The sequence below is a fragment of the Flavobacterium stagni genome (assembly GCF_004122105.1).
GTDB classification, from domain to species: Bacteria; Bacteroidota; Bacteroidia; order Flavobacteriales; family Flavobacteriaceae; genus Flavobacterium; species Flavobacterium stagni.
The window spans coordinates 50,387-72,638 of sequence record NZ_SBKN01000006.1 but is presented as its reverse complement, the minus strand read 5'-3'; the positions used below and the strand labels follow the sequence as shown (position 1 = coordinate 72,638).

Annotated in this window: 20 protein-coding genes; all 20 read left to right on the top strand. The window is 39.5% G+C overall.

Annotation, left to right across the window (positions count from 1 at the left end; all coding sequences use genetic code 11):
* Position 1: 1 nt before the first annotated feature.
* The 20 genes from EQG61_RS10295 to EQG61_RS10200 all read left to right on the top strand — a co-directional run bounded on the left by EQG61_RS10295 (position 2) and on the right by EQG61_RS10200 (position 22,231).
* The gene (locus EQG61_RS10295) at positions 2 to 919 is read left to right on the top strand and encodes a glycosyltransferase family 2 protein (protein WP_129461839.1); all 918 of its coding nucleotides are present in this window, start codon (positions 2 to 4) and stop codon (positions 917 to 919) included.
* On the top strand, positions 909 to 1,919 hold the full coding sequence (locus EQG61_RS10290) for an N-acetylneuraminate synthase family protein (protein ID WP_129461838.1): 1,011 nt from the start codon (positions 909 to 911) through the stop codon (positions 1,917 to 1,919). The genes EQG61_RS10295 and EQG61_RS10290 overlap by 11 nt, the downstream gene beginning before the upstream one ends.
* Positions 1,916 to 3,073 (top strand): UDP-N-acetylglucosamine 2-epimerase, encoded by a 1,158-nt coding sequence (gene neuC / locus EQG61_RS10285; protein WP_129461837.1) that lies wholly within the window; start codon positions 1,916 to 1,918, stop codon positions 3,071 to 3,073. The genes EQG61_RS10290 and neuC overlap by 4 nt, the downstream gene beginning before the upstream one ends.
* Positions 3,073 to 3,774, top strand: coding sequence for an acylneuraminate cytidylyltransferase family protein (locus EQG61_RS10280; RefSeq protein ID WP_129461836.1), 702 nt, complete (start codon positions 3,073 to 3,075; stop codon positions 3,772 to 3,774). Before neuC ends, EQG61_RS10280 begins: the two co-directional genes overlap by 1 nt.
* Positions 3,774 to 5,477 (top strand): asparagine synthase (glutamine-hydrolyzing), encoded by a 1,704-nt coding sequence (gene asnB, locus EQG61_RS10275; protein WP_129461835.1) that lies wholly within the window; start codon positions 3,774 to 3,776, stop codon positions 5,475 to 5,477. Before EQG61_RS10280 ends, asnB begins: the two co-directional genes overlap by 1 nt.
* Positions 5,478 to 5,489: 12 nt before the next feature.
* Positions 5,490 to 6,260, top strand: coding sequence for a class I SAM-dependent methyltransferase (locus tag EQG61_RS10270; protein WP_129461834.1), 771 nt, complete (start codon positions 5,490 to 5,492; stop codon positions 6,258 to 6,260).
* Entirely contained in the window at positions 6,253 to 7,044 is a 792-nt protein-coding gene (locus tag EQG61_RS10265; RefSeq protein ID WP_129461833.1) for a hypothetical protein, read from the top strand. The genes EQG61_RS10270 and EQG61_RS10265 overlap by 8 nt, the downstream gene beginning before the upstream one ends.
* Complete coding sequence (locus EQG61_RS10260; RefSeq protein ID WP_129461832.1) at positions 7,041 to 8,435, top strand: glycosyltransferase family protein; 1,395 nt, start codon at positions 7,041 to 7,043, stop codon at positions 8,433 to 8,435. Before EQG61_RS10265 ends, EQG61_RS10260 begins: the two co-directional genes overlap by 4 nt.
* Positions 8,422 to 9,510: a glycosyltransferase family 4 protein gene (locus EQG61_RS10255; RefSeq protein WP_129461831.1), complete on the top strand. Its 1,089-nt coding sequence runs from the start codon at positions 8,422 to 8,424 to the stop codon at positions 9,508 to 9,510. Before EQG61_RS10260 ends, EQG61_RS10255 begins: the two co-directional genes overlap by 14 nt.
* Entirely contained in the window at positions 9,507 to 10,652 is a 1,146-nt protein-coding gene (locus EQG61_RS10250; RefSeq protein WP_129461830.1) for a glycosyltransferase family 4 protein, read from the top strand. The genes EQG61_RS10255 and EQG61_RS10250 overlap by 4 nt, the downstream gene beginning before the upstream one ends.
* Positions 10,653 to 10,786: 134 nt before the next feature.
* Positions 10,787 to 12,328, top strand: a complete 1,542-nt coding sequence (locus tag EQG61_RS10245; RefSeq protein ID WP_129461829.1) for a glycosyltransferase family 2 protein — start codon at positions 10,787 to 10,789, stop codon at positions 12,326 to 12,328.
* 6 nt (positions 12,329 to 12,334) lie between these two features.
* Positions 12,335 to 13,936: a hypothetical protein gene (locus EQG61_RS10240; RefSeq protein ID WP_129461828.1), complete on the top strand. Its 1,602-nt coding sequence runs from the start codon at positions 12,335 to 12,337 to the stop codon at positions 13,934 to 13,936.
* Positions 13,933 to 15,018: a lipid II:glycine glycyltransferase FemX gene (locus tag EQG61_RS10235; RefSeq protein ID WP_129461827.1), complete on the top strand. Its 1,086-nt coding sequence runs from the start codon at positions 13,933 to 13,935 to the stop codon at positions 15,016 to 15,018. The genes EQG61_RS10240 and EQG61_RS10235 overlap by 4 nt, the downstream gene beginning before the upstream one ends.
* Before the next feature lie 63 nt (positions 15,019 to 15,081).
* Positions 15,082 to 15,891, top strand: a complete 810-nt coding sequence (locus tag EQG61_RS10230; RefSeq protein WP_129461826.1) for a class I SAM-dependent methyltransferase — start codon at positions 15,082 to 15,084, stop codon at positions 15,889 to 15,891.
* Positions 15,892 to 16,626, top strand: coding sequence for a class I SAM-dependent methyltransferase (locus tag EQG61_RS10225; protein WP_129461825.1), 735 nt, complete (start codon positions 15,892 to 15,894; stop codon positions 16,624 to 16,626). It begins immediately after the preceding gene.
* A gap of 63 nt (positions 16,627 to 16,689) precedes the next feature.
* Positions 16,690 to 17,703, top strand: a complete 1,014-nt coding sequence (locus EQG61_RS10220) for a glycosyltransferase family 2 protein (protein WP_129461824.1) — start codon at positions 16,690 to 16,692, stop codon at positions 17,701 to 17,703.
* A gap of 2 nt (positions 17,704 to 17,705) precedes the next feature.
* The gene (locus tag EQG61_RS10215) at positions 17,706 to 18,824 is read left to right on the top strand and encodes a glycosyltransferase (protein WP_129461823.1); all 1,119 of its coding nucleotides are present in this window, start codon (positions 17,706 to 17,708) and stop codon (positions 18,822 to 18,824) included.
* Positions 18,824 to 19,897, top strand: a complete 1,074-nt coding sequence (locus tag EQG61_RS10210) for a glycosyltransferase (RefSeq protein WP_129461822.1) — start codon at positions 18,824 to 18,826, stop codon at positions 19,895 to 19,897. The genes EQG61_RS10215 and EQG61_RS10210 overlap by 1 nt, the downstream gene beginning before the upstream one ends.
* Positions 19,897 to 21,249 (top strand): O-antigen ligase family protein, encoded by a 1,353-nt coding sequence (locus tag EQG61_RS10205; RefSeq protein WP_129461821.1) that lies wholly within the window; start codon positions 19,897 to 19,899, stop codon positions 21,247 to 21,249. The genes EQG61_RS10210 and EQG61_RS10205 overlap by 1 nt, the downstream gene beginning before the upstream one ends.
* Entirely contained in the window at positions 21,215 to 22,231 is a 1,017-nt protein-coding gene (locus EQG61_RS10200; RefSeq protein ID WP_129461820.1) for a glycosyltransferase family 4 protein, read from the top strand. The genes EQG61_RS10205 and EQG61_RS10200 overlap by 35 nt, the downstream gene beginning before the upstream one ends.
* The last annotated feature ends 21 nt before the right edge of the window (positions 22,232 to 22,252 follow it).

Sequence of the window (22,252 nt, the reverse complement as noted above, 5' to 3'; positions counted from 1 at the left end):
AATGAAAAAGTTTGCACTGCTTTTTACGACTAAAAACCGTAAGGAAGATCTGGATTTTACCCTAAAGAAAATTGGGTATTTATTGGAACGCCCTGATGTGGAGTGCCTAGTTTGTGATGATGCTTCTGAAGACGGAACTACTGATTTTTTAGCCCAACAGTATCCCAACATTCAACGGTTACGCAACGAAACGACCCAAGGTTTGATTTACAGTCGCAACCGACTCATGGCTGCCACCCAAGCGGAATACGCGATTTCTTTGGACGATGATTTGCATTTTATCACGCAAAATCCGTTGGAAAAAATAGAAACGTATTTTCAAAATCATCCCGAGTGTAGTGTCCTTAGTTTCCGAATATTTTGGGCGAAATATGAGCCTGATTCCACTGCAACGCAGCAACAACCCCATCGTGTAAAAAGTTTTGCCGGCGGTGCCCATGTATGGCGTGTTTCTGATTGGCACAAAATTCCGCCCTATCCCGAATGGTTTTTCTTTTATGGGGAAGAAGATTTTGCATCTTACCACCTTTATAAAATCAACAAACAAGTCCATTATTTCCCCGAAATATTGGTCAACCACCGCGTCGACTTGTTGGCCCGTAAAAAAAATGCCGATTATCAAGTGCGAATTCGTAGAAGTCTTCGCTCAGGTTGGTATTTGTATTTTTTATTTTACCCCAAACGGATTATTCCTAATCGACTGGCCTATACGTTTTGGGTGCAATTTTCAAAACGAACGCTCAAAGGTGATTGGAAAGCAACCCTCGCAATTTTTCAGGCATTAAGCGATGTAATCCGTAACTTTGGGAAATTGATGAAACATAGTAATCGGTTTTCTCGTGAAGAATACCGAAACTATTTCAATTTACCTGAAACCAAACTCTATTGGAAACCCAGTGACGAAAACCATGACAAATAAGGCCGTTTATATTATTGCCGAAATTGGACAAGCCCATGAAGGAAGTCTCGGCTTACTCTATTCCTATATTGATGCATTGGCTGCAACCGGTGTAGATGCCGTTAAGTTTCAAATGCATATTGCCGAAGCCGAGAGTAGTGCGCACGAACCTTTTCGAGTTCAATTCTCTAAAGAGGATGCTACCCGTTACGACTATTGGCAACGAATGGGTTTTACTTTTGAACAGTGGCAAGGAATCAAAGTACACTGTGAAGCAAAAGGCTTGGAATTTTTATGTTCGCCTTTTAGTAACAAAGCCGTAGATTGGTTGGAATCCCTGGAAGTAAATCGCTACAAAATTGGTTCGGGCGAAGTTTTAAATCATTTGCTGTTAGAAAAAATTGTGCAAACCGGAAAGCCGTTAATTGTCTCTTCGGGGATGAGTAGTTATACCGATTTGGATGCTACCGTTGCTTTTTTGCGAGAACGTGAAGCCGAATTTGCTTTAATGCAATGCACAACATCCTATCCTACGCCACCCGAGCGGTTCGGACTCAACGTGATCCAAGAATTGAAAGAGCGCTACAATGTTCCTGTCGGATATTCCGATCATTCGGCGCAAAAAGCAACTTGTGTCGCTGCCGTGAGTTTGGGAGCGACGTTGGTCGAATTTCATGTAGTTTTCGATCGCCGACAATTTGGCCCCGATTCGGGTTCGTCACTCACTATCGACGAAACCCAAGAATTGGTGCACGCCATTCGACAAATCGAAGTCGCTTTGGCCCATCCTGTAGACAAAAATGATACAACACCTTACAATGATTTGAAGAAAATGTTCGGAAAATCATTAGCCATTAATAAAAATTTACCCGCAGGTCATGTCCTAACTTTTGCCGATTTGGAAGCAAAAAAACCCATGGGTTATGGCATTAATGCACAAGATTTCCACAAGGTTTTAGGTAAAAAACTTACTTTTGATAAACCGCAATGGGATTTCTTAAACGAAGAAGATTTGCAATGAATACACGAAAAATAGCGGTTGTAATTACCGCCCGTCCTTCTTACAGTCGCGTAAAATCCTTACTACAAGCGATCAAAGAACATCCCCAGTTGGAATTGCAGCTCATTATTGCTGCTTCCGCTCTGTTGGATCGTTATGGTTCTGCCGTGAATTTTATCGAAAAAGACGGATTTACCATTGCTGCAAAAGTCTTTAATGTTTTGGAAGGGGAGAATTTAACCGCTGCCGCGAAAACAACGGGCATCGGAATTCTTGAATTGTCTTCCGTATTTGACAATATGCGTCCTGATATTGTGGTAACCGTTGCCGATCGTTTTGAAACCATGGCTACAGCGGTCTCTGCGTCGTATATGAATATTCCATTGGCACATATTCAAGGCGGTGAAGTGACGGGCAATATTGATGAAAAAGTCCGCCATTCCATAACCAAATTATCCGATTACCATTTTGTAGCTTCAGAAAGTGCTCGTGAACGTGTCCTTAAATTGGGAGAAAATCCGGAAATGGTTTTCAATACGGGCTGTCCGTCAATTGATTTGGCCAATGAAGTGATACAATATAACGGACTCACTTTTGATCCTTATCAAAAATACGGTGGAGTAGGGCGTCAACCCGATTTATCCAACGGGTATTTGGTGGTGATGCAACATCCCGTGACCAATGAATATCAAGATTCACGTCGACATATCGAAGAAACCTTGAAAGCCGTGGCGCAATTGGATATTCCATGTTTGTGGTTTTGGCCCAATGTCGATGCAGGTGCTGACGGAACTTCAACAGGGATTCGTAGTTTCCGTGAGAAAAATCAGTTGGATAATGTCCATTTTTTCAAAAATATGGACGGCATGGATTTTCTCAATTTGTTGCAAAATTCTAAAGGATTGATCGGAAACTCCAGTGTGGGTATTCGCGAATGCGCCTTCATGGGTGTTCCGGTCATCAATATTGGTTCCCGTCAAAATAAACGCGACCGTGGTCACAACGTCATCGATGTTCGTTATGATCAACAAGAAATTGCACAGGCTATTCAAACCATTATTTCACAACCGCGACCCGCTTCTTCAGCGGTTTACGGAGGAGGAGATGCCGGTAAGAAAATAGCCGATGCCTTAGCAACAGTACCTTTACAATTCCATAAAACAATCATGTACTAATGAACATTTTGGCCCTTATACCGGCACGAAGTGGTTCCAAAGGTGTACCCGGAAAAAATACCAAATTATTAGGTGGCAAACCCTTGTTGGCGTATACAATCGAACAGGCTTTAGAAGTTTCCCTTTTTTCAAAAGTGATTTTGTCTACCGATTGCGAACAAATCGCAGCTGTGGGGAAAGAATGGGGAGCAGAAATTCCCTTTATTCGTCCGGCTTCATTAGCTACAGATTCGGCTTCCAGTATAGGCGTTGTGCAACATGCGTTGGATTTTTATAAAGAAAAAGGTGAAACCTTTGACGCCGTTTGTTTGTTGCAACCCACGACGCCGTTTCGAGCACCCCATTTGATTTCAGAATGCATTCAAAAAATGAAAACGGAAAATTGGGATGCCGTTGTGAGTATGCTACCTGTTCCACACGAATTTAATCCCCATTGGGTTTTTGAATCCGATGAAAAGGGTGCGTTACACATTGCCACCGGCGAAAAAGAAATCATCAAAAGACGCCAAGAGTTACCCAATGCCTATTTTCGAGATGGTGCGGTATATTTAACCCGAACCGAATGGCTTGAAAAAGGATCATTTTTTGGTGAAAAATTAGGCTTTGTTTTGTCCAATCCAACTACCTTTGTCAACATTGATACCCTGTCCGATTGGGATAAAGCGGAACAATTAATACAACAATTGAAAGAAAACAGCTAATGTGCGGAATTGCCGGTGTGTTAGGAGCTGCTGCTTCAGAGAATACGATTACCCAATTACTTGAAAAACAACGCCATCGCGGTCCAGATGCAGAACAATTTTGGGTGCAACCCCAAATAGCACTAGGACATAATCGACTAAGCATTATCGATTTGTCAACGGCGGCCAACCAACCCATGTATAGCCACGATAAACGGTATGTCATGGTGTTTAATGGTGAAATTTATAATTATAAAGAACTCCAAAAAGAACTTTCCGAGTTTCGATTTACCACAACCTCCGATTCAGAAGTCTTATTAGCGGCCTACCAAAAATGGGGTCAAGCCATGCTTCCCAAATTGAACGGGATGTTTAGTATCGCCATTTGGGATACGGTAAAACAAGAGTTGTTTTTGGCCCGAGATCGATTTGGGGTCAAACCACTTTACTATAGTTTTCACGAAGGCAGTTTCTATTTTGCCAGTGAAATAAAATCATTGTTTCATGTGGGAATACCTAAAGTAATGCATACGTCGGTTTGGGCGGCTTACTTTTTAAAAGGTTCCTATGGGATGCCCGATGAAACGTTTTGGGACGGAATTCAACAATTACGCGGTGGACATTATGCGGTGATTTCCTTTGCCAATTTTAAAATCGAGCCTAATTCATGGTATGATTTTGTAAAAAATATTCAGGCTACTCCACAATTATCAGAAGGTGAATTACGAGAATCCTACGAAGCTTTGTTGCACGATGCTATACGTTTGCGCTTTAGAGCGGATGTTCCCATTGGTATGAATATTAGTGGCGGTTTGGATTCTTCTATTTTACTAGCCATGGTGAATGCGCATTTGCCATCGGAACAAAAAATAGATGCGTTTACTTTTTACAGTAATGATGCCCGTTATGACGAATTGGAGTGGGTAGAAAATTTGGTTGCCAACACGGGCTACGATTTAAATAAAGTCCTTTTTACTCCGGGGGCTGTTCCCGAATTAATTGAAAAAATTAGTTATTTCCAGGACGAACCTTTTGGTGGTTTTCCCACCTTAGCCTACAGTTTACTTTTTGAACAGGCGCGAAATAAAAATATCCCTGTGATTTTGGATGGCCAAGGCATGGATGAAGCTTGGGCGGGTTATGATTATTATTTTTCGGGGAACAACTCGTTAATTCAAGGCGTGACCACGAGTCCGGTGCATCCTGAAATTATTCATAAAGATTTTTTGCGCCAAAAGCGCACTGAAAATTATGGAACTCCATTTGATAATGCGCTCCAAAACCTTCAATACCGCGATTTGTTTTATACAAAAATCCCAAGAGCTTTACGCTTTAACGACCGAATCAGTATGATGTATGGTATTGAATTACGGGAACCCTTTTTGGATTACCGTTTGGTCGAATTGGCTTTTGCCCAAAAAGCATCCATGAAACACAATGGCACCGATTCCAAATGGATGCTGCGTGAAATTGTTAAAGATAAATTTGATAATACCATCGTATTTGCTCCCAAAAAAGCGTTACAAACGCCCCAACGTGAATGGATTGGTAAAACTTTGCAATCTGAATTTAAGGAGTATGTACACGAATTTTCAAAATTTGACTTTGTCAATTGTGAACAAGTTTTGGCGATTTGGGACCAATATTGTAAGGGAAATAATGATAATAGTTTCTATATTTGGCAATGGGTAAACAGTCTGTTTTTACTCCATAAATCACTTTAGAATTTCGGTCAAATGATTCAAGCAATAAAGAAAAATATTCATTTTAGAACCAAGCAAAAAATCAAGAACAAATGGAAAGCCTTTTTAGGTTTTTTTGCATTTGGGAATTTGACGCGACGGGCGATTTTATTTAAAACCGATAAATGGGGCGGACATTTTTATACGCCACATTATCAGATGCATTTTAAGCCCTATCGTTTTAAACGCATAAAATTGCTTGAAATTGGTGTAGGCGGTTATGAGTCGCCGTATTCGGGGGGGAATTCATTGCGAATGTGGAAGTCCTATTTTCCGTTTGGTAAAATATTTTCCTTGGATATTTATGACAAATCACCCCAGCAAGAATCACGTATCAAAATCTTTCAAGGAAGTCAGGTAGATTTTGATTTTCTGCAAAAAGTGATTGCTACTACCGGCGAACTTGATTTAATAATTGACGATGGGAGTCATATCAACGAACACGTGATTCAGTCGTTTGAGTTTTTATTTCCCAAATTGAAAAAAGGTGGGATTTACGTGATTGAAGATACACAAACTTCCTATTGGGAACATTATGGGGGGACATCCCAAAATTTTAATCAAGAAGGAACGATTTATCAGTATTTTAAATCTTTAATTGATGGTTTAAATCATGCCGAGTTCATGATTCCCGATTACCAACGCAGTTATTATGATGCGCATATTACCTCCATGCATTTTTATCACAATATGATTTTTATTTACAAAGGGGATAATAATGAAGCGTCCAATTATTTGACAAACAATACGGTGAAGAATGGATAAGTCGAAGATTGCACTCCTTTCTACGGTAATCAATTTTGAGTTGTATGAAAAATCAGCTCCTTTGTTTCCACAAGGGATTCAAAAGTATATTATTGATGGCCGTAATGGAATGCACGGAATTCACAGTTTGCATTATCTTTTTCAAAAATTAAAAGGGAAAGGGATCGAATGGCTGATTATGGCGGATGAAGATGTACTTTTCACCCAACCCGATGCTGTTTTTTCATTGATTGAAACCATGGAAAAACAAAATTACTCCGTATGCGGTGTTCGTGATGGTGGAGTCATTGCGCACAGAAATTACAATCCCTATGCGATTAATACCTTCTTTTCAATCCTAAATTTTAAGGCTATTGAAAAGATTTATCGTAAAGCCACCATTCAAAACAACCAATTTTGTCGTGCAGGGGAGTTCTCCGATGATCTTTCCCAATTGCCGTATGCTTATGATGCTGAAAGCACGTTTGAACAATACTATTGTTTCTATTTTTGGTTGCGTCGTCAAGGGCATCGTTTTTTGTTTTTAGAATCTACAACAGAACCCGACGGTATTGCTAATTCGGTTTATGTAAATGGAGGAAAAATCTTAACCCATACCTGGTATGCGCGGAGTTATGGAATTAACACCAAACATACCGATCGAATCAATGCTTTTTTAAAAGAAGTTCCAGAGCACAAATCCCAACCTATGGATTCGCCCATTATTTTCAAAAAAAGTACTTTTGCTATGGAACAGCGATGCAAAAAGTTGCTCGCAAAAATTCGCCATAAATTAAAATCATGAAAAAACTGGGAATCGTCATCACAGATGGAGTTGGGTACCGTAATTTCATCATGAGTAATTTCATGCAAGAAGCGGTTCAGCAATTTGATCAAATCATTATCTATTCGGGTTTGCCCGCCTCCATTTATGCCCTTGAACAATATCCACAAGTTACCGTGCATGAATTGGAAGTGTACCATGAAGGTCATGTTTCTTTTATTTTTAGAAAATGGAAGGAAATTGCCCACATGGAAAAAAGCAAAAGTAATTTTGGAATGAGCGATAACAATCGCACCAATTATCCCAAAACCAACAGCTTGAAGAATTTGGTAGTTAAGTTTTTCTATGTTTTATCCCGAATTTACAGTTCGAACGGAACCATTCTCTTTGCAGAGAAACTACAGTTTTTGGCTTTTTCTAAAAATAAAATCACACAGTCGTATATCCAACTTTTGAAGAAAGACCAACCGGATTTGGTGTTTTTTACCCACCAACGGCCTTCGTATTTGGCGCCTTTTTTATATGCGGCGCAGCGTGTGAAAATCCCGACGTGTTCCTTTATTTTCAGTTGGGATAATTTGGCATCTAAAGGAAGAATGCTGGGGACTTTCGACTATTTTCTCGTTTGGAGTCAGTTGATGAAAGACGAATTGCTTCAATTTTATCCCAATACCAATCCTGAAGGCGTTAAAATTGTAGGAACACCGCAATTTGAACCCTATTTTTTACCCCATTACCAAACCGAACGCGAGGCGTTTTTGAAGCGGTTCCAATTGGATCCAGCCAAAAAAATCATTTGTTTTAGTTGTGCCGATAAATCCATTGGCGGTAACGATCCTTTGATTATTAAAACCATTGCAGAAGCAATTCGTAACGGGAAACTAGAACAGGAAGCCCAATTATTAGTGCGAACTTCTCCCGCAGAAGAACCGTCGCGATTTGAAGCAATTCGTTCGGCTTATCCAGAAATTATTTGGAACAATCCCAAGTGGATTCAAACCCGTTCCAGTCATGACCAAATGTGGTCGCAACGCATTCCTTCGGAAGAAGATATTTTTGATTTGCGCGCCATTATTGAACATTCCGATATCAATGTAAATATGTTGTCTACCATGAGTTTGGATTTTATGTTGTTCGGGAAACCCGTGATTAATACGGTTTTTGGAACCGAAACCAATGGGTTGTACAACGATAGTCGATTCCTGAAATACGCTCATATTAAAACGGTTTTGGATTGTAAAGCAACCCGAATTGCTACACAAGAATCGGAATTAATCGCGGCTTTGAATACGTATTTAGTCCACCCACAAACCGATGCCAAAGAACGACAACAACTAATTGAAATCGAAGTGTGTACACCGTTAGCCGGAATCAGTAACCGTATGGCGCAACAATTGTATGAGTGGTGCTAAGCAAATACCGTCGAAAATAGCAGTCCTCTGTGATTATGCGCTTTTACCCGAACGCGTAGGAGGGATGGACTATTTTTTCTGGCAGTTTGACGCCTATTGCAAACAACATCAAATTGCAGTTGATTGGTTTTTTCCAAATGACAGTTCCCACCAAGGTTATGCAAATTTGACCCGGTTTTCCAGTGGGAATTCCAATGTCGAAAACTATTTTTTGCATCACGCAGCACCACAATACGCAGTAATCATTACCCATTTCATCGAATTGTGTACGCCAACACTAAAAGCAATTAAGAAAAAGTTTGGTGCCCAACTCATTGTTGTGGATCACAATCCGCGTCCTGTTGGAGGATATCCATTGAAAAAACGCTTGCAAAAACGTTTAAAAGGAGCCTTTTATTCTTCATTTATCGACCGATTTATTGGAGTTTCTGAATATTCGCGCCAACAAATGATTGCCGAGTTTGGGTCACAAATTCGATCCCGAACACAGGTGATCTTTAATGGATTGCAAACGGAAAAGTTTGTGAAACGAACTCAAGTTGACTTTCAAGGCAAATTTATTATTGCTTCCCATTTGAGAAAAGATAAAGGAATTCAAGATGTGATTGAAGCAGTGCGCTTAGTTGTGCAACGTCAATCTGATTTGCAATTTTCAATTGATGTTTTTGGTGAAGGCTATTACGAACAAGAATTGAAAACCTTGGTCACAAACTATCACTTGGAATCCTATTTTAATTTCAAAGGCAGCGTGTCCAATCTTCATGAACGGTATGCCGATTATGATTATTTGATTCATCCTTCGCATGGGGAAACGTTTTGTTACGCTGTTGTCGAGGCCTTGTTGTGCCGACTTCCCGTAATTACAACCAAAAATCAAGGAAATATTTTAGGATTGGTAGAAGAATCGGTCAACGGATTTTTGTTTCAAGAACAAGATATTCAACAATTGGCTTCGCATTTAGAAAAAATACTGACCGAACAATTACTACTGGATAATTCCGTACATTACAACTCGAAAATTGACCAATTGACCTTGGCTAATATGGTGCAAAATTATTTCCAGTTACTCGCATGAAAATAGGTTTTCTGACCATCGAATATCCCCACCCAAATATTGGTAATTCAGGGGGAATTGGAACGGCCATTTACAGTTTGGTTCGTGGTCTTCAAGCGCAAGGCCACCAAATTACGGTCATAGTTTACGGTCAGCCCCATGACAGCGCGTTTAAAGAAAATGGAATTCAATTTTATACAGTTGAAAATAAAGCCGTTAAGGGTTTGTCCATGTATTTGACCCAAAAAAAGATACAACGACTCATCAATTCGCTTTATGCATCCCAACAAATAGAAGTTTTGGAAGTGCCCGATTGGCAAGGCGTTACCGCTTATGTGAATACCCCTTGTCCTTTGATGATGCGTTTGCACGGTAGTGACACCTATTTTTGTCATCTTGAAAACCGGAAGTTGAAATGGCGCAACCGTTTGTATGAAAAACGCGCTTACCATCAGGCTACAGGAATAATTCCGGTGAGTGATTACACCGGGAAAATGTCCAATTTTGTTTTTGGTAGTTCTCGTAATTATAGTGTGGTACCCAACGGAGTCGATTTGACTAATTTTAAACCCGTTACCCAAGCGGAGCCCAATATTATCCTCTATTTTGGCACCCTAATTCGCAAAAAAGGATTGCTCGAATTGCCGCATATTTTTAATGCCATTCATGAGAAAAATCCCGAAGCCCAACTCGTTCTTGTAGGTAAAGACGCCGCAGATGTCATTACGGGTTCGACTTCGGTGTGGGCCATGATGCAGCCGTTGTTTACTGCGCAAGCACTCCAAAAAGTAAATTATGTAGGGCCCGTTCCTTATGCAGAAATGCAACAATGGATTGGCAAAGCAACTGTTTGTGTTTTTCCCACATTTGCAGAAGCCTTACCCGTTTCATGGTTGGAAGCCATGGCCATGCAGAAACCAATTGTCGCATCAAATATCGGTTGGGCGCCAGAAATTGTGACGCATGGCAAAGACGGATTTTTAGTAGCACCCACAGCACATCAAGACTTCGCGGCATGTGTTTTAGAAATTTTAGAAAACCCCAAATTGGCTGCATCCATAGCACAAGCGGCTCGACTAAAAATTGAATCCCAATTCAGTATTGAAAAAGTAGCCCAACAATTGGTGGAAACTTATCAAAAATTGTTGCCGAAAGGGAATTAATCAGTTGCCATTTTCCCATTTATTTCGCTGTCAAAAATTAGCTTTTCTGTTGGTTTTATAGTTCGCAAAATTTATCTTTGTGACGGTTACGAAAGGGCTATTTCCTTGGTATTGCCAAATTTAAATCTATTATTTTGAACTTTAGAGAACACCAAACGCCTTCCGGAGAACTAATTTTGTATTTGGGAGCACCCAATTTAGATCAACTCAACACATTAGCTGAAGGCTATGGGGATATTTGGCACTCTTCTTTTGAGCAAGGCTATAAAAATGCGTTCAAGGATATCGTCTATCAAGTATTTGTGTTTTTTTGGTACGTGAATGATTTTGAAGGGTTGGACGAATGTGTGAGTTGGCGTATCAATCCCAACTTGTTTGCGGTTCGTAAATCGGTTTGGGAAGCCTTGGGCGGATTTGACACTGATTTTTCCAATCCTCAATTGGCAGCACTCGATTTTGGTTTTAATGCGCTACGCAATCAAGGTGCAATTCCGCTCTATTCCAAAGGATTGTATTCAGATACCCAAAAAGAAACAATTACTATTTCGCGTCAAGATCGGTATGATTTTTATATCAAAAATTTTAAAATCGATCACGCTTTATTTATGCTTTATCGCAAAGGCTTATGGAATCCGTTGGAATGGATTGCCTTATGGAAAGCCAAGTCGCGTTTTCAAAAACGAAACCAACTGCCTGTTGTAGCTCCACGGGAATTAGAACCCATTCAAGGGCAGCCAACAGTGAGTTATATTATTCCGACGATGTTGCGTCAAGACTTTACGCTCACTTTGTTGGATGATTTGCGAAAGCAATCCTATCCGCCAACGCAAGTTGTAGTGGTGGATGCTACTCCACCTGAATCTCGCGATGAATCGCTATACAATCCCGCAGATTTTCCTTTTGAAGTCATTTTTCAATGGCAAACCACCAAAGGAAGTTGCCGTGCCCGCAACGAAGCGATAGAAAAATGTACGGGAGAATTTATTGTATTTGGAGACGATGATATTCGTATTCCCGCTGATTTTATCGAGAATCATATTCGTTTGTTGCAAACCTATAAAGCGGGAGCAGCCAACGGTTTAGATATTCGTGCTGATCACCAACAACAAACTTTGGCTGATCTGACTCAAAAATTGGAACAGTACGAGGGTAATCGTTGGATAGTCGGGTTGTCCAGTAATTTTAGTAATGCCAATTCCTGTGTGCGTCGCGAATATGTAATGCAATTGGAAGGGAATGATATTAATTACGATGGCGGTTATGGCGAGGATAGTGACTTCGGAATTTCCTTAACTAAAATTGGTGTTCCTGTATTGTTTAATCCGTTTTCGGCCAATTTGCATTTGAAACCACCACAAGGCGGCTATCGTTTTTGGGGAACACAGGCCAAAATCATGGGTAAAAAACGTAAAAAACAACCGTGGGAATTGGACACGCCGGTGAAATGGATCCGACCTGTTCCAAGTCCGACAATCATGTATCAAATCGTCAAACAATTTACCCCTGAACAACACACCGAATACAAGCATAAATATTTTTCCATGTACTTGTTTAAAAAAGGAAGCAAGTGGGAAATTCCATTGAAATTATTGAAGTTACCGTATCGCATTATTCAATTTAATAAATCGGTTTTCTATGCCAAAAAATTGAATGCTTTGGGAAAACGCACAAAATAAACACGGGTGATTGCTTCAGCATACATACAACAGGAACAGCAGCGAATAGCGGTAAAACATACGCTTTCGGGCCAGCATAAATGTATTTTGGAAGCGGCTACGATTCCCCATCGGTTTGTTCTGGTGCTGAACTTTGACCAACCCATTCTTCAATTTCGGAATCACGATTATCAGTGGATTTTAGCGAAAGATTCGGTTTTGATTCCTGAATTTTCAAATAAAATTTTACAAATACAAAACGGTATCTACGTTCAAGGTTCGACAACCCAAGGGATATGGGAATGGCATCCACAACGTCCTAACGAATTGCTCTGGCATTTTCATCCAGAAGCGGCAGAATCCTTGACGGTTTACTGTGGTGCATCCAACATAAAAACCCGAATTGGTGCCCAGTCACCTGCGTTACTAGAATTACCTTCTCTTTTATTTTCAAATACAGGTGCTTTGGAGATGAGTCGAACCCCAATTCCCTTTGTGGGAACCGTTTGTTTCACGGATCATTGCGATTATGATACATCCGAAAATCTAAAAACCCAACGGGAGTTTTTACAATCGGTGGGAGTGAAAGTGACCAAAGGCTTTTTCTTGCAGCATTATTCCAAGCGAGAGACGAATGCCTCTTGGCAAAACCAATCCGAAGAATTACAATTGTGGGCGAAAGACGGTCATGAATTGGCCTACCATTCGTTATCCCAATCCATTAAAAGTGAGGCAGAGAGTCGGAACGACTTTTTAAATTTCAAAGCGCCGTTGCCAGACATTCCCGTTTGGATTGATCATGGGTTCCAACCCTATAATTGGTCGTTGTATCAAAACAGTGGTTATCGTGAAGAAGAACTACAAACGGTGATGCAACGTAATGGTATTGCTGTATTTTGGAATTATATGGATACCGGAAGAGCAGCAAAAGGGATCATCAATTTGTTGAACCGTCAACAGTTTACTTTACAAGCTTTTCGCCAGTCCATTCAACATTTACCTTTTTTAAAAAGAATTGAAAATACAGTTAAAGCCATTGTTTTTTATGCCGATAATCACGCCCATCGCATTCGAAATTACATCGATGCGTTGAGTCATTTGCGGTTATTAAAAAAGACAAAGCATCCCAAACATGCCCTTGCTTTTTTGCAAAATGTATTGCCTGTTTTTTGGAAAGTTATTTCGTTTTTAGGGAGTTCCAAAAAGCAAAAAAATCCTTTCCCATTAGCGGAATTTTCGCCTATTTTCTTCCGACACCAATTTGGAAACCAAGTGTATACCGTATTTCAATCGGTTGAATTGGTTGATTTTGTATCGGGGTTAAGCAAAGAAAACATCGATATGCTGAGGGATGAGTCGGGTGTACTTATTGCACACACATACTTTGCTGTCGATATGGCGCATCATCAAGGGCGTTTGCTGGAGAGTGAAACCCAAATTGCCCATCAACCGGGTTTGAATTTTAGGTATTTGGGAGAGCAAATAGCTGCAAAGAAATTGTGGAATCCAACGTTAAGTCAGTTGATACTGGCTTGGGAACAATTTTCGAATATCACTTTTGATGTGGATGCTCAAGGTGAAATAATTGTTAGTAACGGCATTGATTTGCCTAAACGATTAATCCGATGAGAGAATTTGTCTTTTCCAATACGCCCGAAGAAATTGCGGAATGGGATCAGTTGCTATATACGCATTCACGTGGGCTGTATAATCAATATTCGGATTGGGTTAAAGCCTATGAATCGTATGGTTTTGCAACCGGATTTTTACTAGTGAAAGACAAGGGGCGAGTGGTTGGAGGCGCAGGGTATGTACTCGCTAAGTTTCTATTTTTCAAATTTATGGTTGTTCCGTGTGGCCCAGTTTTGCTCCCGGAATATTCTGATACGGTAGACCAATGCATTCGATTATTGCATCAAGAAGCCCAAAAGAAGGGTTGTTGTTATTTTCAATTGAGTGTGCCTTCAGTACCCAATTCTGGTACTGATTTTCGATTTTTTCTCGATAAATTACCCGAAACTAGTTTTTATTTTCAAGGGCAACAGGGTACGCGATTTAAGTTTGTCATCCCGTTGTATGGCATGCGTCCCATTGTACTTGAGGGAAAGTCTTTTGAAGAGGTACAAAAAGGATATTCAAAAAACCATTGGCGTAATGTCAATAAAGGAATAAAACAAGGTTTGGAATTTCGTTGGCTTCAGTTTGATGAACACGATAAATTGCAGGAAGCCTATCGTTGTTTTGAGCAAAATGCAAAGGAAAAAGGTTATCCCATTCGGAGTTATGATTCGGTAAAATCAACGTTTGCAAATTACTTGAAAAAAGGATTTGCAAAAGTGGGAATTTGTACACATAATAATGAAATTGTGGGGGCGCTTTATGTAATGGTTTGCGGGCAACGGTACATTTATATCAATGGTGGAGTAGTCTTGGCGCATCAAGACAAAGGGGTGTCCCATTTTATGCACGATTGGGTAATGCGTGAAGCTCATCAATTGGGTCATGCCCATTATGATATTTCTGTGGGGGGCAGTGCAGGCGTATTGCGTTTCAAAGAAGGGTTTGGAAGTACCTTGATTGATTTTGAATCACCCCGGTATTGGATTTTAAATCGGCCTGTTTTTGGCTTATACCAACTCTTTGAATCGGGATTAAAACGACAAAAAAGCAAAGTGGCAAAAATCCTTTTTTTGTTAAAAAAGAAAAAATAATTCCTTTTTATCTCTAGTAGAATTGGGTTATATTTGCTTCCTTGATAACCTAATACCCTCGGAATGAAAACTAAAGAACAAATTCTGGAAACGAATGTAAAGCAGAAAGAATTCTATAATCACAAAAAGAAAAACCTTGCCACCCGAATTTGGTCTTCTATTCGAGAAAAAACCCTAAAAAAAATCCGTAAAAACATTGGTATTTTGGACGAATCGTACGATTTGCACAAAAAATGGTTTGGTGATTTATCCCAGAAAAAAGTAATGGATTTGGGGTGTTATGCGGGAAACAGTTTGTCCATGCATTTGGCTCGTAATTCCAAACAATACATTGGAGTCGACTTAAGTGATGTGGCCATTGATAAATTAAACCAGCGTTTGGCTGAAATTCCGACGGCAAAAGCTTTGGCGGTGGATTTTCTTTCCGACGAATTTGCGGAGAAAGATTTTGATATCATTTACGCTTACGGTGTATTGCATCATTTTCCTAATGTGGACGTATTGATTGCAAAATTGCAAGAAAAATTAGCTCCCGGAGGTGTCGTAATCAGTTACGATCCGCTAGAAACCAGTTTACCAATCAAATTCATTCGTATGTTGTATCGTCCTTTTCAGTCGGATGCCGCTTGGGAATGGCCTTTTACACGTAAAACATTTTACAAATACGATAAAGCTTTTCAAATTGAAGAACGTCGCGGCTTGTTAGGAAAGTCGAAATGGTTCTTTTTACTAGGTTTCCTTCCTATGTCTGAGGAAAAACGATTAGCGATTGGTAAGCGTTGGCACCGAAATGACTGGGAATTGTCGGCTACTTCGACTTCTCGATTGTTTTCTTGTATGCATGTAACCATGTTGATGCGTAAACGAAGCTAGATGAAAATAGATAATAAATCTTTTTGGGAAAAAAGCGACATCATCGCAACACAAGAGGTACTTCAGAAAGCCTCAGATTTTGAGCTTTATTTGATGGAAGAAGCCAAAGTGCGTGCTTCACATCCCATCCAAAAAATCAAAATTTTTGGTTGTGGAACGGGGCGTGAGATCGAACCTGTGGCTGAGTTTTTTAAACCCGAAAGCATTGTAGCTACCGACATTTCAGAAAATATGATTTTGAAATGTCGTGAAAATCTTCAAAAATGGGGAATCGATTCCATCACAGAAACGATGGTGATGGATGCAGTACAGTTTAATCAACCTGCGCAATCTTTTCATTTGGTGACCCTTTTCAACAGTATGATGACCTATGTTCCTGAACATTCGGCGCGTTTGCAAATCTTTAAAAATGCGAACCAATTGCTCGTGTCTGGGGGTCAATTAATTGGAACCGTTCACAATCAAGTGGGAACTCCCAAAAAAACATTGTATTTTCAATTGCGGTCGCTTTTACGACCATTTATTGGGGTAAAAGTAGGAAACCGCATGACGGGATTCAACGGGTTTCAAGTGCCAGGGTATTATTACAATGCCTCCGATTTGCACAAAGATTTAAGCAAAGCCGGTTTTTCACAGATAAAAATCATGTCTTTAGAAGCTTTTTATCAAACCAAAGGAATCGCTTACAATCGTAAAACGGGTTATAATAATTTGATTTTCATTGCAACTAAATAATTGAAAATTAACCGAAATCCAATTCGGCAATTTTAATAAATAAGTTTCCAAGTTCGACGGAGTATGGCCACACAAAAGCCCGTTTTTTCATTAATCATTTGTACCTACATGCGACCTATACCGTTGCAAACCTTGTTGGATTCGGTACAAAACCAAACGTGGTATCCCGATGAGATATTGATTATTGACGGTTCGTTAAATTTAGAAACCGAAAAGGCTTTAGCTACAAAACAATACCCTAATTTACAGTATTATCGTGTTGAACCTGCACATCGGGGTTTGACTAAACAACGAAATTTCGGAATCAATCGTGTAATGGCTGCTGCTGAGGTGGTTTGTTTTTTGGACGATGACACGGTTTTGGAACCCGATTATTTTGAGCAGTTGGTAGGAACCTATGCCCTTTTTCCAGACGCAATGGGAGTAGGGGGATTCATCATCAATGTTGGACCCTGGACTGAAGTTGGACAAAAGTATACTCCCAAAGCCAATGAATATTACTATGACGGATGGAAACGCAGTGACAGCAACCGTTTTGTAATTCGGAAAAAATTGGGTTTGATGACCACCAATTCTCCTTGTTTTATGCCGCCAGAATCCCACGGTCGCAGTGTAGCTTTTTTACCGCCTTCGGGGAAAATATACGAAGTACAACAGTTTATGGGAGGGGTTTCATCGTTTAAAAAAACAGTGTTGGACGAACATAAATTCTCTACCTATTTTGAAGGGTATGGGTTATATGAAGATGCCGAATATACACTGCGATTGTCCAATTTAGGGAAATTGTATTTGAATACCAATGCCGGACTTTATCACTACCACGATAGTTCGGGGCGACCTGATTTTTATCATTATGGTAAAATGGTAATTCGTAACGGTTGGTTTGTATGGCGCACCAAGTATCCAAATCCCACGTTGAAAGCGCGTTTAAAGTGGAATACCATTGCCTTTTTGTTGACTGCTATTCGATTTACGAATGTTTTAACCGCCACCGACAAGCGGGATGCATTTCGTGAAACTTTGGGAAGAATTGCGGGATGGTGGAGTTTATTGTACAACCAGCCTAAAGCCTCTTAACCATGACTTTTTGTATTATCTCGCATGTGATTCATACCGCCAAAAACGGGAAGTACTTTGGCTATGGTCCGTACATCAAAGAGATGAATATTTGGTTGCAATATGCAGATAAAGTCATTGTGGTTGCGCCTTTAGAAGATCGAAAATTGGATGCTATTCATTTAGCCTATCAACATCCCAATATTGAATTTATTCCCGTTCCCCATTTTTCATTTACATCGTTCTCAAACATGTTGAAGGCATTGTGGGTGATTCCCTTTATTTTTTTTAAAATTCTAAAAGCCTATCGAAAATCCGATCATTTGCATTTGCGTTGCCCCGGAAATATGGGTTTGTTAGGCGCTTGGGCACAAGTTTTTTTTCCAAAAAAAATAAAAACGGCTAAATATGCTGGCAATTGGGATCCAAAGGCCAAACAACCCCTAACGTATAAATGGCAACGTGCTTTGTTGTCGAATACCTTTTGGACCAAGAATATTCATGTTTTGGTGTATGGGGAATGGCCCAATCAAACTAAAAATATCAAGGCTTTTTTTACGGCGAGTTACGCAGTAGGCGAACCCTTGCCGAGTTCGAGTAAAATGCTCAATACGCCTTTGCAATTTGTGTTTGTGGGGAGTTTGGCGCCTGGCAAACAGCCGTTTTATGCCATTGAATTGGTAAGAACATTAAATGAACAGGGTATTTCAGCGGAATTAGCAGTGTATGGAAAAGGAGCGTTGGAATCTTCATTATCCAAATTTATTCAAGAGAATAAGCTCCAAAACAAGGTAGTTTTAAAAGGAAATGTAGAAGCAGAAGCGCTGAAAGCAGTATATTTGGACGCACATTTTCTAATACTTCCTTCAAAAAGTGAAGGGTGGCCCAAAGTAGTTGCTGAAGCCATGTTTTGGGGATGTGTACCCGTGGCTACTCCAGTTTCTTGTGTTTCCAACATGTTGGATCTAGGGAATCGTGGAATCCTATTAAGTATGCACTTGCAAAACGATTGTCGTCAAGTGATGGATGTAATTCAATCGGAATCCAAGTATGCATTCCTTCGGAACAATGGGATAGAATGGTCACGAAAATATACGACAACCGCTTTTGATGAAGCGATAAAACAATTAATGGTATCATAATGCGTATTGCACAAATCATTGACTCTTTAGAAATTGGGGGTGCCGAAAAAATGGCAGTAAATTATGCTAATGCAATGGTCACTGCTGCCGCTTTTTCTGCGTTAATTACAACGCGAAAAGAAGGGCCGTTAAAAGCGCAATTGCACAAAGAAGTAGCCTATTTCTATATGCAGCGCACTTCAAAAATTGATGTTAGCGCCATTTTGCGTTTGCGTAAATTTTGCAAAGCCCATCAAATCAATTATGTACAAGCGCATAGCAGTTCTTTTTTTACTGCTTTTTTATTGAAAATAGTGATGCCTTCCATTCAAATCATTTGGCATGACCATAATGGTTTGAGCGAGTTTATCAGTTCTCAAAAAACGCGCGTTTTGCAATTGTGTTCCTTTTTTTTTAAAGGCATTGTAGTCGTAAATTACAAGTTGAAAACTTGGGCTGAAAAAACATTACACTGTCCATCGGTGCTGTATTTACCCAATTTCACTTTGCTGGATACTACTGTGCCCTTGCAAACGGATTTAAAGGGAATTGCAGGGAAACGTATTGTTTGTTTGGCCAATTTACGTTTTCAAAAAAACCATCATTTGTTATTGGAAGTAGCTGAAAAAGTGAAACAATCGCATCCCGATTGGACGTTTCATTTGGTTGGAAAAGATTTTGAAGATGACTATTCTAAAGCGATTAATGCTACTTGGAGAGCAAAAGAACTGACTCATACGGTCTTTTTTTACGGAACCTGTCAGGATATTGCTGCGATATTGCAACAATCGGCTGTAGCGATAATTACCTCTCAATCGGAAGGGTTACCGGTTGCTATGTTGGAATATGGCTTGTCCAAATTACCTGTAGTATCTACGGAAGTGGGTGAGATTCCATTAATCATTAAAGAGGGTGAAAATGGAATGTTGGTGCCCAATTACAATCACGATATTTTTTATACTAAATTAGTGCAGTTGCTGGATAATCCTGAATTAAGACTTACCTTGGGCGAAGGATTGTATTCGACCATTGATCAAAAACATTCTGAGAAAGCAATTGTAGCACAATTTAAAAATTGGGTAGCCACGTTATAATGGAAACTAAAGTTAAAAATTATTTATTCCTTATTCTTGTCCATGTACTGCTAGGTGTGGTCATTTTTTTGGCGCCCTTATTGGCCAAAGTTTATGGGATTTTAATTTTTGTCATCAGTATCTACTTTATAATCAAGACCAGAAATGCCAACAATGAAGTGCTCTATGCCGCTGCTTATGTAGTGGGGAGTGAGGTGTTTTTACGGATGACCAATGGAAATCCCAATCACGAATTTTCTAAGTATTCCGTAATTATTTTCATGATTATGGGAATGATTTATTCTGGGTTTTCCAAGAATGCAGTGCCCTATTGGATATTTTTGATATTATTGGTCCCGGGAATCATAATTGCCACGCAATCATTAGGATATGAAGTAGCGAATATCAGGAAAACAATACTGTTCAATATTTCAGGACCAATCACATTAGGGATTGCTTCGCTCTATTGTTATATGCGGAAAATAACCATCTTTGAACTCAACAATATTTTGTTGTTAATGGCATTACCCATCTTATCATGTTCCATTTACCTGATTTTATACACACCCGATTTAAAAGAAGTAATTACCTCTACCGTGTCCAACTCTGAAACGTCGGGTGGATTTGGACCTAATCAAGTTTCTACTGCCTTGGGATTGGGCATGTTTATTTTTTTTACGCGTGTTTTTATTGCCTCAAAAAATAAAATATTCTTCGTGGTCAATTTGCTTATTGCAATTAATTTAGGATACCGCGGATTAATTACATTTTCCCGTGGAGGAATGATTACAGGTGCAATCATGATTTTCGTTTTCATGCTTATTGCCTATTCCCGTTCAAATAAAATTATTCGTACCCAATTGGTCCAACTCGTCGCTATATTTTTAGTGGTTTTTTCTTTGATATGGGTGTATGCAGAATCCGAGACGAGCGGATTAATTGGAAAGCGATATGCAAATAAAGACTCTTTTGGACGGGATAAAGAAAGTAAGTTTACGGGTCGTGAAGCTTTAGCCGCTGGAGAAATAGAAATTTTCTTAGATAATCCGTTCTTTGGTGCTGGAGCTGGGAAAGGAACTGAAATTCGTACCGAACAGATGGGCTATTTGGTTGCCTCCCATGACGAATTAACGCGTATGCTTGCAGAACACGGTTCGTTGGGAATACTAGGATTGGCTATATTACTGTTTACGCCCCTATTTTTATACTTAGACAACAAACAGCATTTGTATATGTTTTGCTTTGTTGGTTTTTGGTTCTTTACAATTAATCATGCGGCGATGCGAACGGCGGCGCCCTCATTTGTATACGCATTATCGGTGCTGAAAATTCGATTTAATGATGAAGAAGAAGTTACTGTACGTAGGAAATAAACTCTCAAAACACGGGAATACGGCTACTTCAGTAGAAACCTTAGGGGCTTTTCTGGAATTAGAAGGCTACGAAATGTACTATGCTTCTTCTTTCAAGAATAAAATCTTGCGTTTATTCCACATGATTGCCGCTACGTTTTATTACGGCAAAAAAGTCAATTATGTGTTAATAGATACGTACAGTACCCAAAATTTTTGGTTTGCTTATATCGTTGCACGAATCTGTATATTTTTAAGAGTGCCTTACATTGCCAAATTACATGGTGGCGAGTTGCCAAGAAGATTGGAGAAAAGTCCGAAAGCCTGTGATTTATTGTTTAAAAACGCCTACTTTATTACGGCTCCTTCCGATTATTTATACGAAGCTTTCTTGCCAAAATATGCCGATAACTTACTATTAATTCCCAATACAATCAATATTGGACTCTATGATTATCAGCCTAGAGAAGTTAAAGGACCTTACTTACTGTGGGTGCGATCCTTTTCAAAAATATACAATCCCAAAATGGCAATTGATGTTTATGCTATGATAAAAAGGGAATATCCTACGGCTGAATTGTGTATGGTTGGACCCGATAAAGAAAACATCATGGACAAATATATTGAATATGCCCAAGATCTCGATTTGGACGTCACGTTTACCGGAAAATTAGCGAAAGAAGAATGGATCGAATTGTCTAAAGAGTTTGATGTTTTTATCAATACAACCCATTATGATAATACACCTGTGAGTGTTATCGAATCGATGGCATTAGGTATTCCCGTGGTTTCCACTAATGTTGGTGGTGTTCCCTATTTGATTGAAGATGGTATAGACGGATTATTGGTCGACGATTCCGATGTTATTGGTATGGTGAATGCGGTTAAAAAATTATTGACGAATCCTGATTTAGTGGCTCAAATTCAGTCCAATGCTCGTAAAAAAGTAGAACAATTTGATTGGCAGAATGTCAAAAATTATTGGTTTGCACTTTTGAAATAATTGTGTCTTAATTTTTGTTAA

Bases quoted from the DNA above. Each gene is read 5' to 3' on its own strand.
- neuC (WP_129461837.1), top strand. From the start codon at position 1,916: ATGAATACACGAAAAATAGCGGTTGTAATTACCGCCCGTCCTTCTTAC.
- EQG61_RS10235 (WP_129461827.1), top strand. From the start codon at position 13,933: ATGAGAGAATTTGTCTTTTCCAATACGCCCGAAGAAATTGCGGAATGG.
- EQG61_RS10215 (WP_129461823.1), top strand. From the start codon at position 17,706: ATGACTTTTTGTATTATCTCGCATGTGATTCATACCGCCAAAAACGGG.
- EQG61_RS10260 (WP_129461832.1), top strand. From the start codon at position 7,041: ATGAAAAAACTGGGAATCGTCATCACAGATGGAGTTGGGTACCGTAAT.
- EQG61_RS10225 (WP_129461825.1), top strand. From the start codon at position 15,892: ATGAAAATAGATAATAAATCTTTTTGGGAAAAAAGCGACATCATCGCA.
- EQG61_RS10210 (WP_129461822.1), top strand. From the start codon at position 18,824: ATGCGTATTGCACAAATCATTGACTCTTTAGAAATTGGGGGTGCCGAA.
- EQG61_RS10255 (WP_129461831.1), top strand. From the start codon at position 8,422: ATGAGTGGTGCTAAGCAAATACCGTCGAAAATAGCAGTCCTCTGTGAT.
- EQG61_RS10290 (WP_129461838.1), top strand. From the start codon at position 909: ATGACAAATAAGGCCGTTTATATTATTGCCGAAATTGGACAAGCCCAT.
- EQG61_RS10265 (WP_129461833.1), top strand. From the start codon at position 6,253: ATGGATAAGTCGAAGATTGCACTCCTTTCTACGGTAATCAATTTTGAG.
- EQG61_RS10295 (WP_129461839.1), top strand. From the start codon at position 2: ATGAAAAAGTTTGCACTGCTTTTTACGACTAAAAACCGTAAGGAAGAT.
- EQG61_RS10200 (WP_129461820.1), top strand. From the start codon at position 21,215: ATGATGAAGAAGAAGTTACTGTACGTAGGAAATAAACTCTCAAAACAC.
- EQG61_RS10230 (WP_129461826.1), top strand. From the start codon at position 15,082: ATGAAAACTAAAGAACAAATTCTGGAAACGAATGTAAAGCAGAAAGAA.
- EQG61_RS10250 (WP_129461830.1), top strand. From the start codon at position 9,507: ATGAAAATAGGTTTTCTGACCATCGAATATCCCCACCCAAATATTGGT.
- asnB (WP_129461835.1), top strand. From the start codon at position 3,774: ATGTGCGGAATTGCCGGTGTGTTAGGAGCTGCTGCTTCAGAGAATACG.
- EQG61_RS10220 (WP_129461824.1), top strand. From the start codon at position 16,690: ATGGCCACACAAAAGCCCGTTTTTTCATTAATCATTTGTACCTACATG.
- EQG61_RS10280 (WP_129461836.1), top strand. From the start codon at position 3,073: ATGAACATTTTGGCCCTTATACCGGCACGAAGTGGTTCCAAAGGTGTA.
- EQG61_RS10205 (WP_129461821.1), top strand. From the start codon at position 19,897: ATGGAAACTAAAGTTAAAAATTATTTATTCCTTATTCTTGTCCATGTA.
- EQG61_RS10270 (WP_129461834.1), top strand. From the start codon at position 5,490: ATGATTCAAGCAATAAAGAAAAATATTCATTTTAGAACCAAGCAAAAA.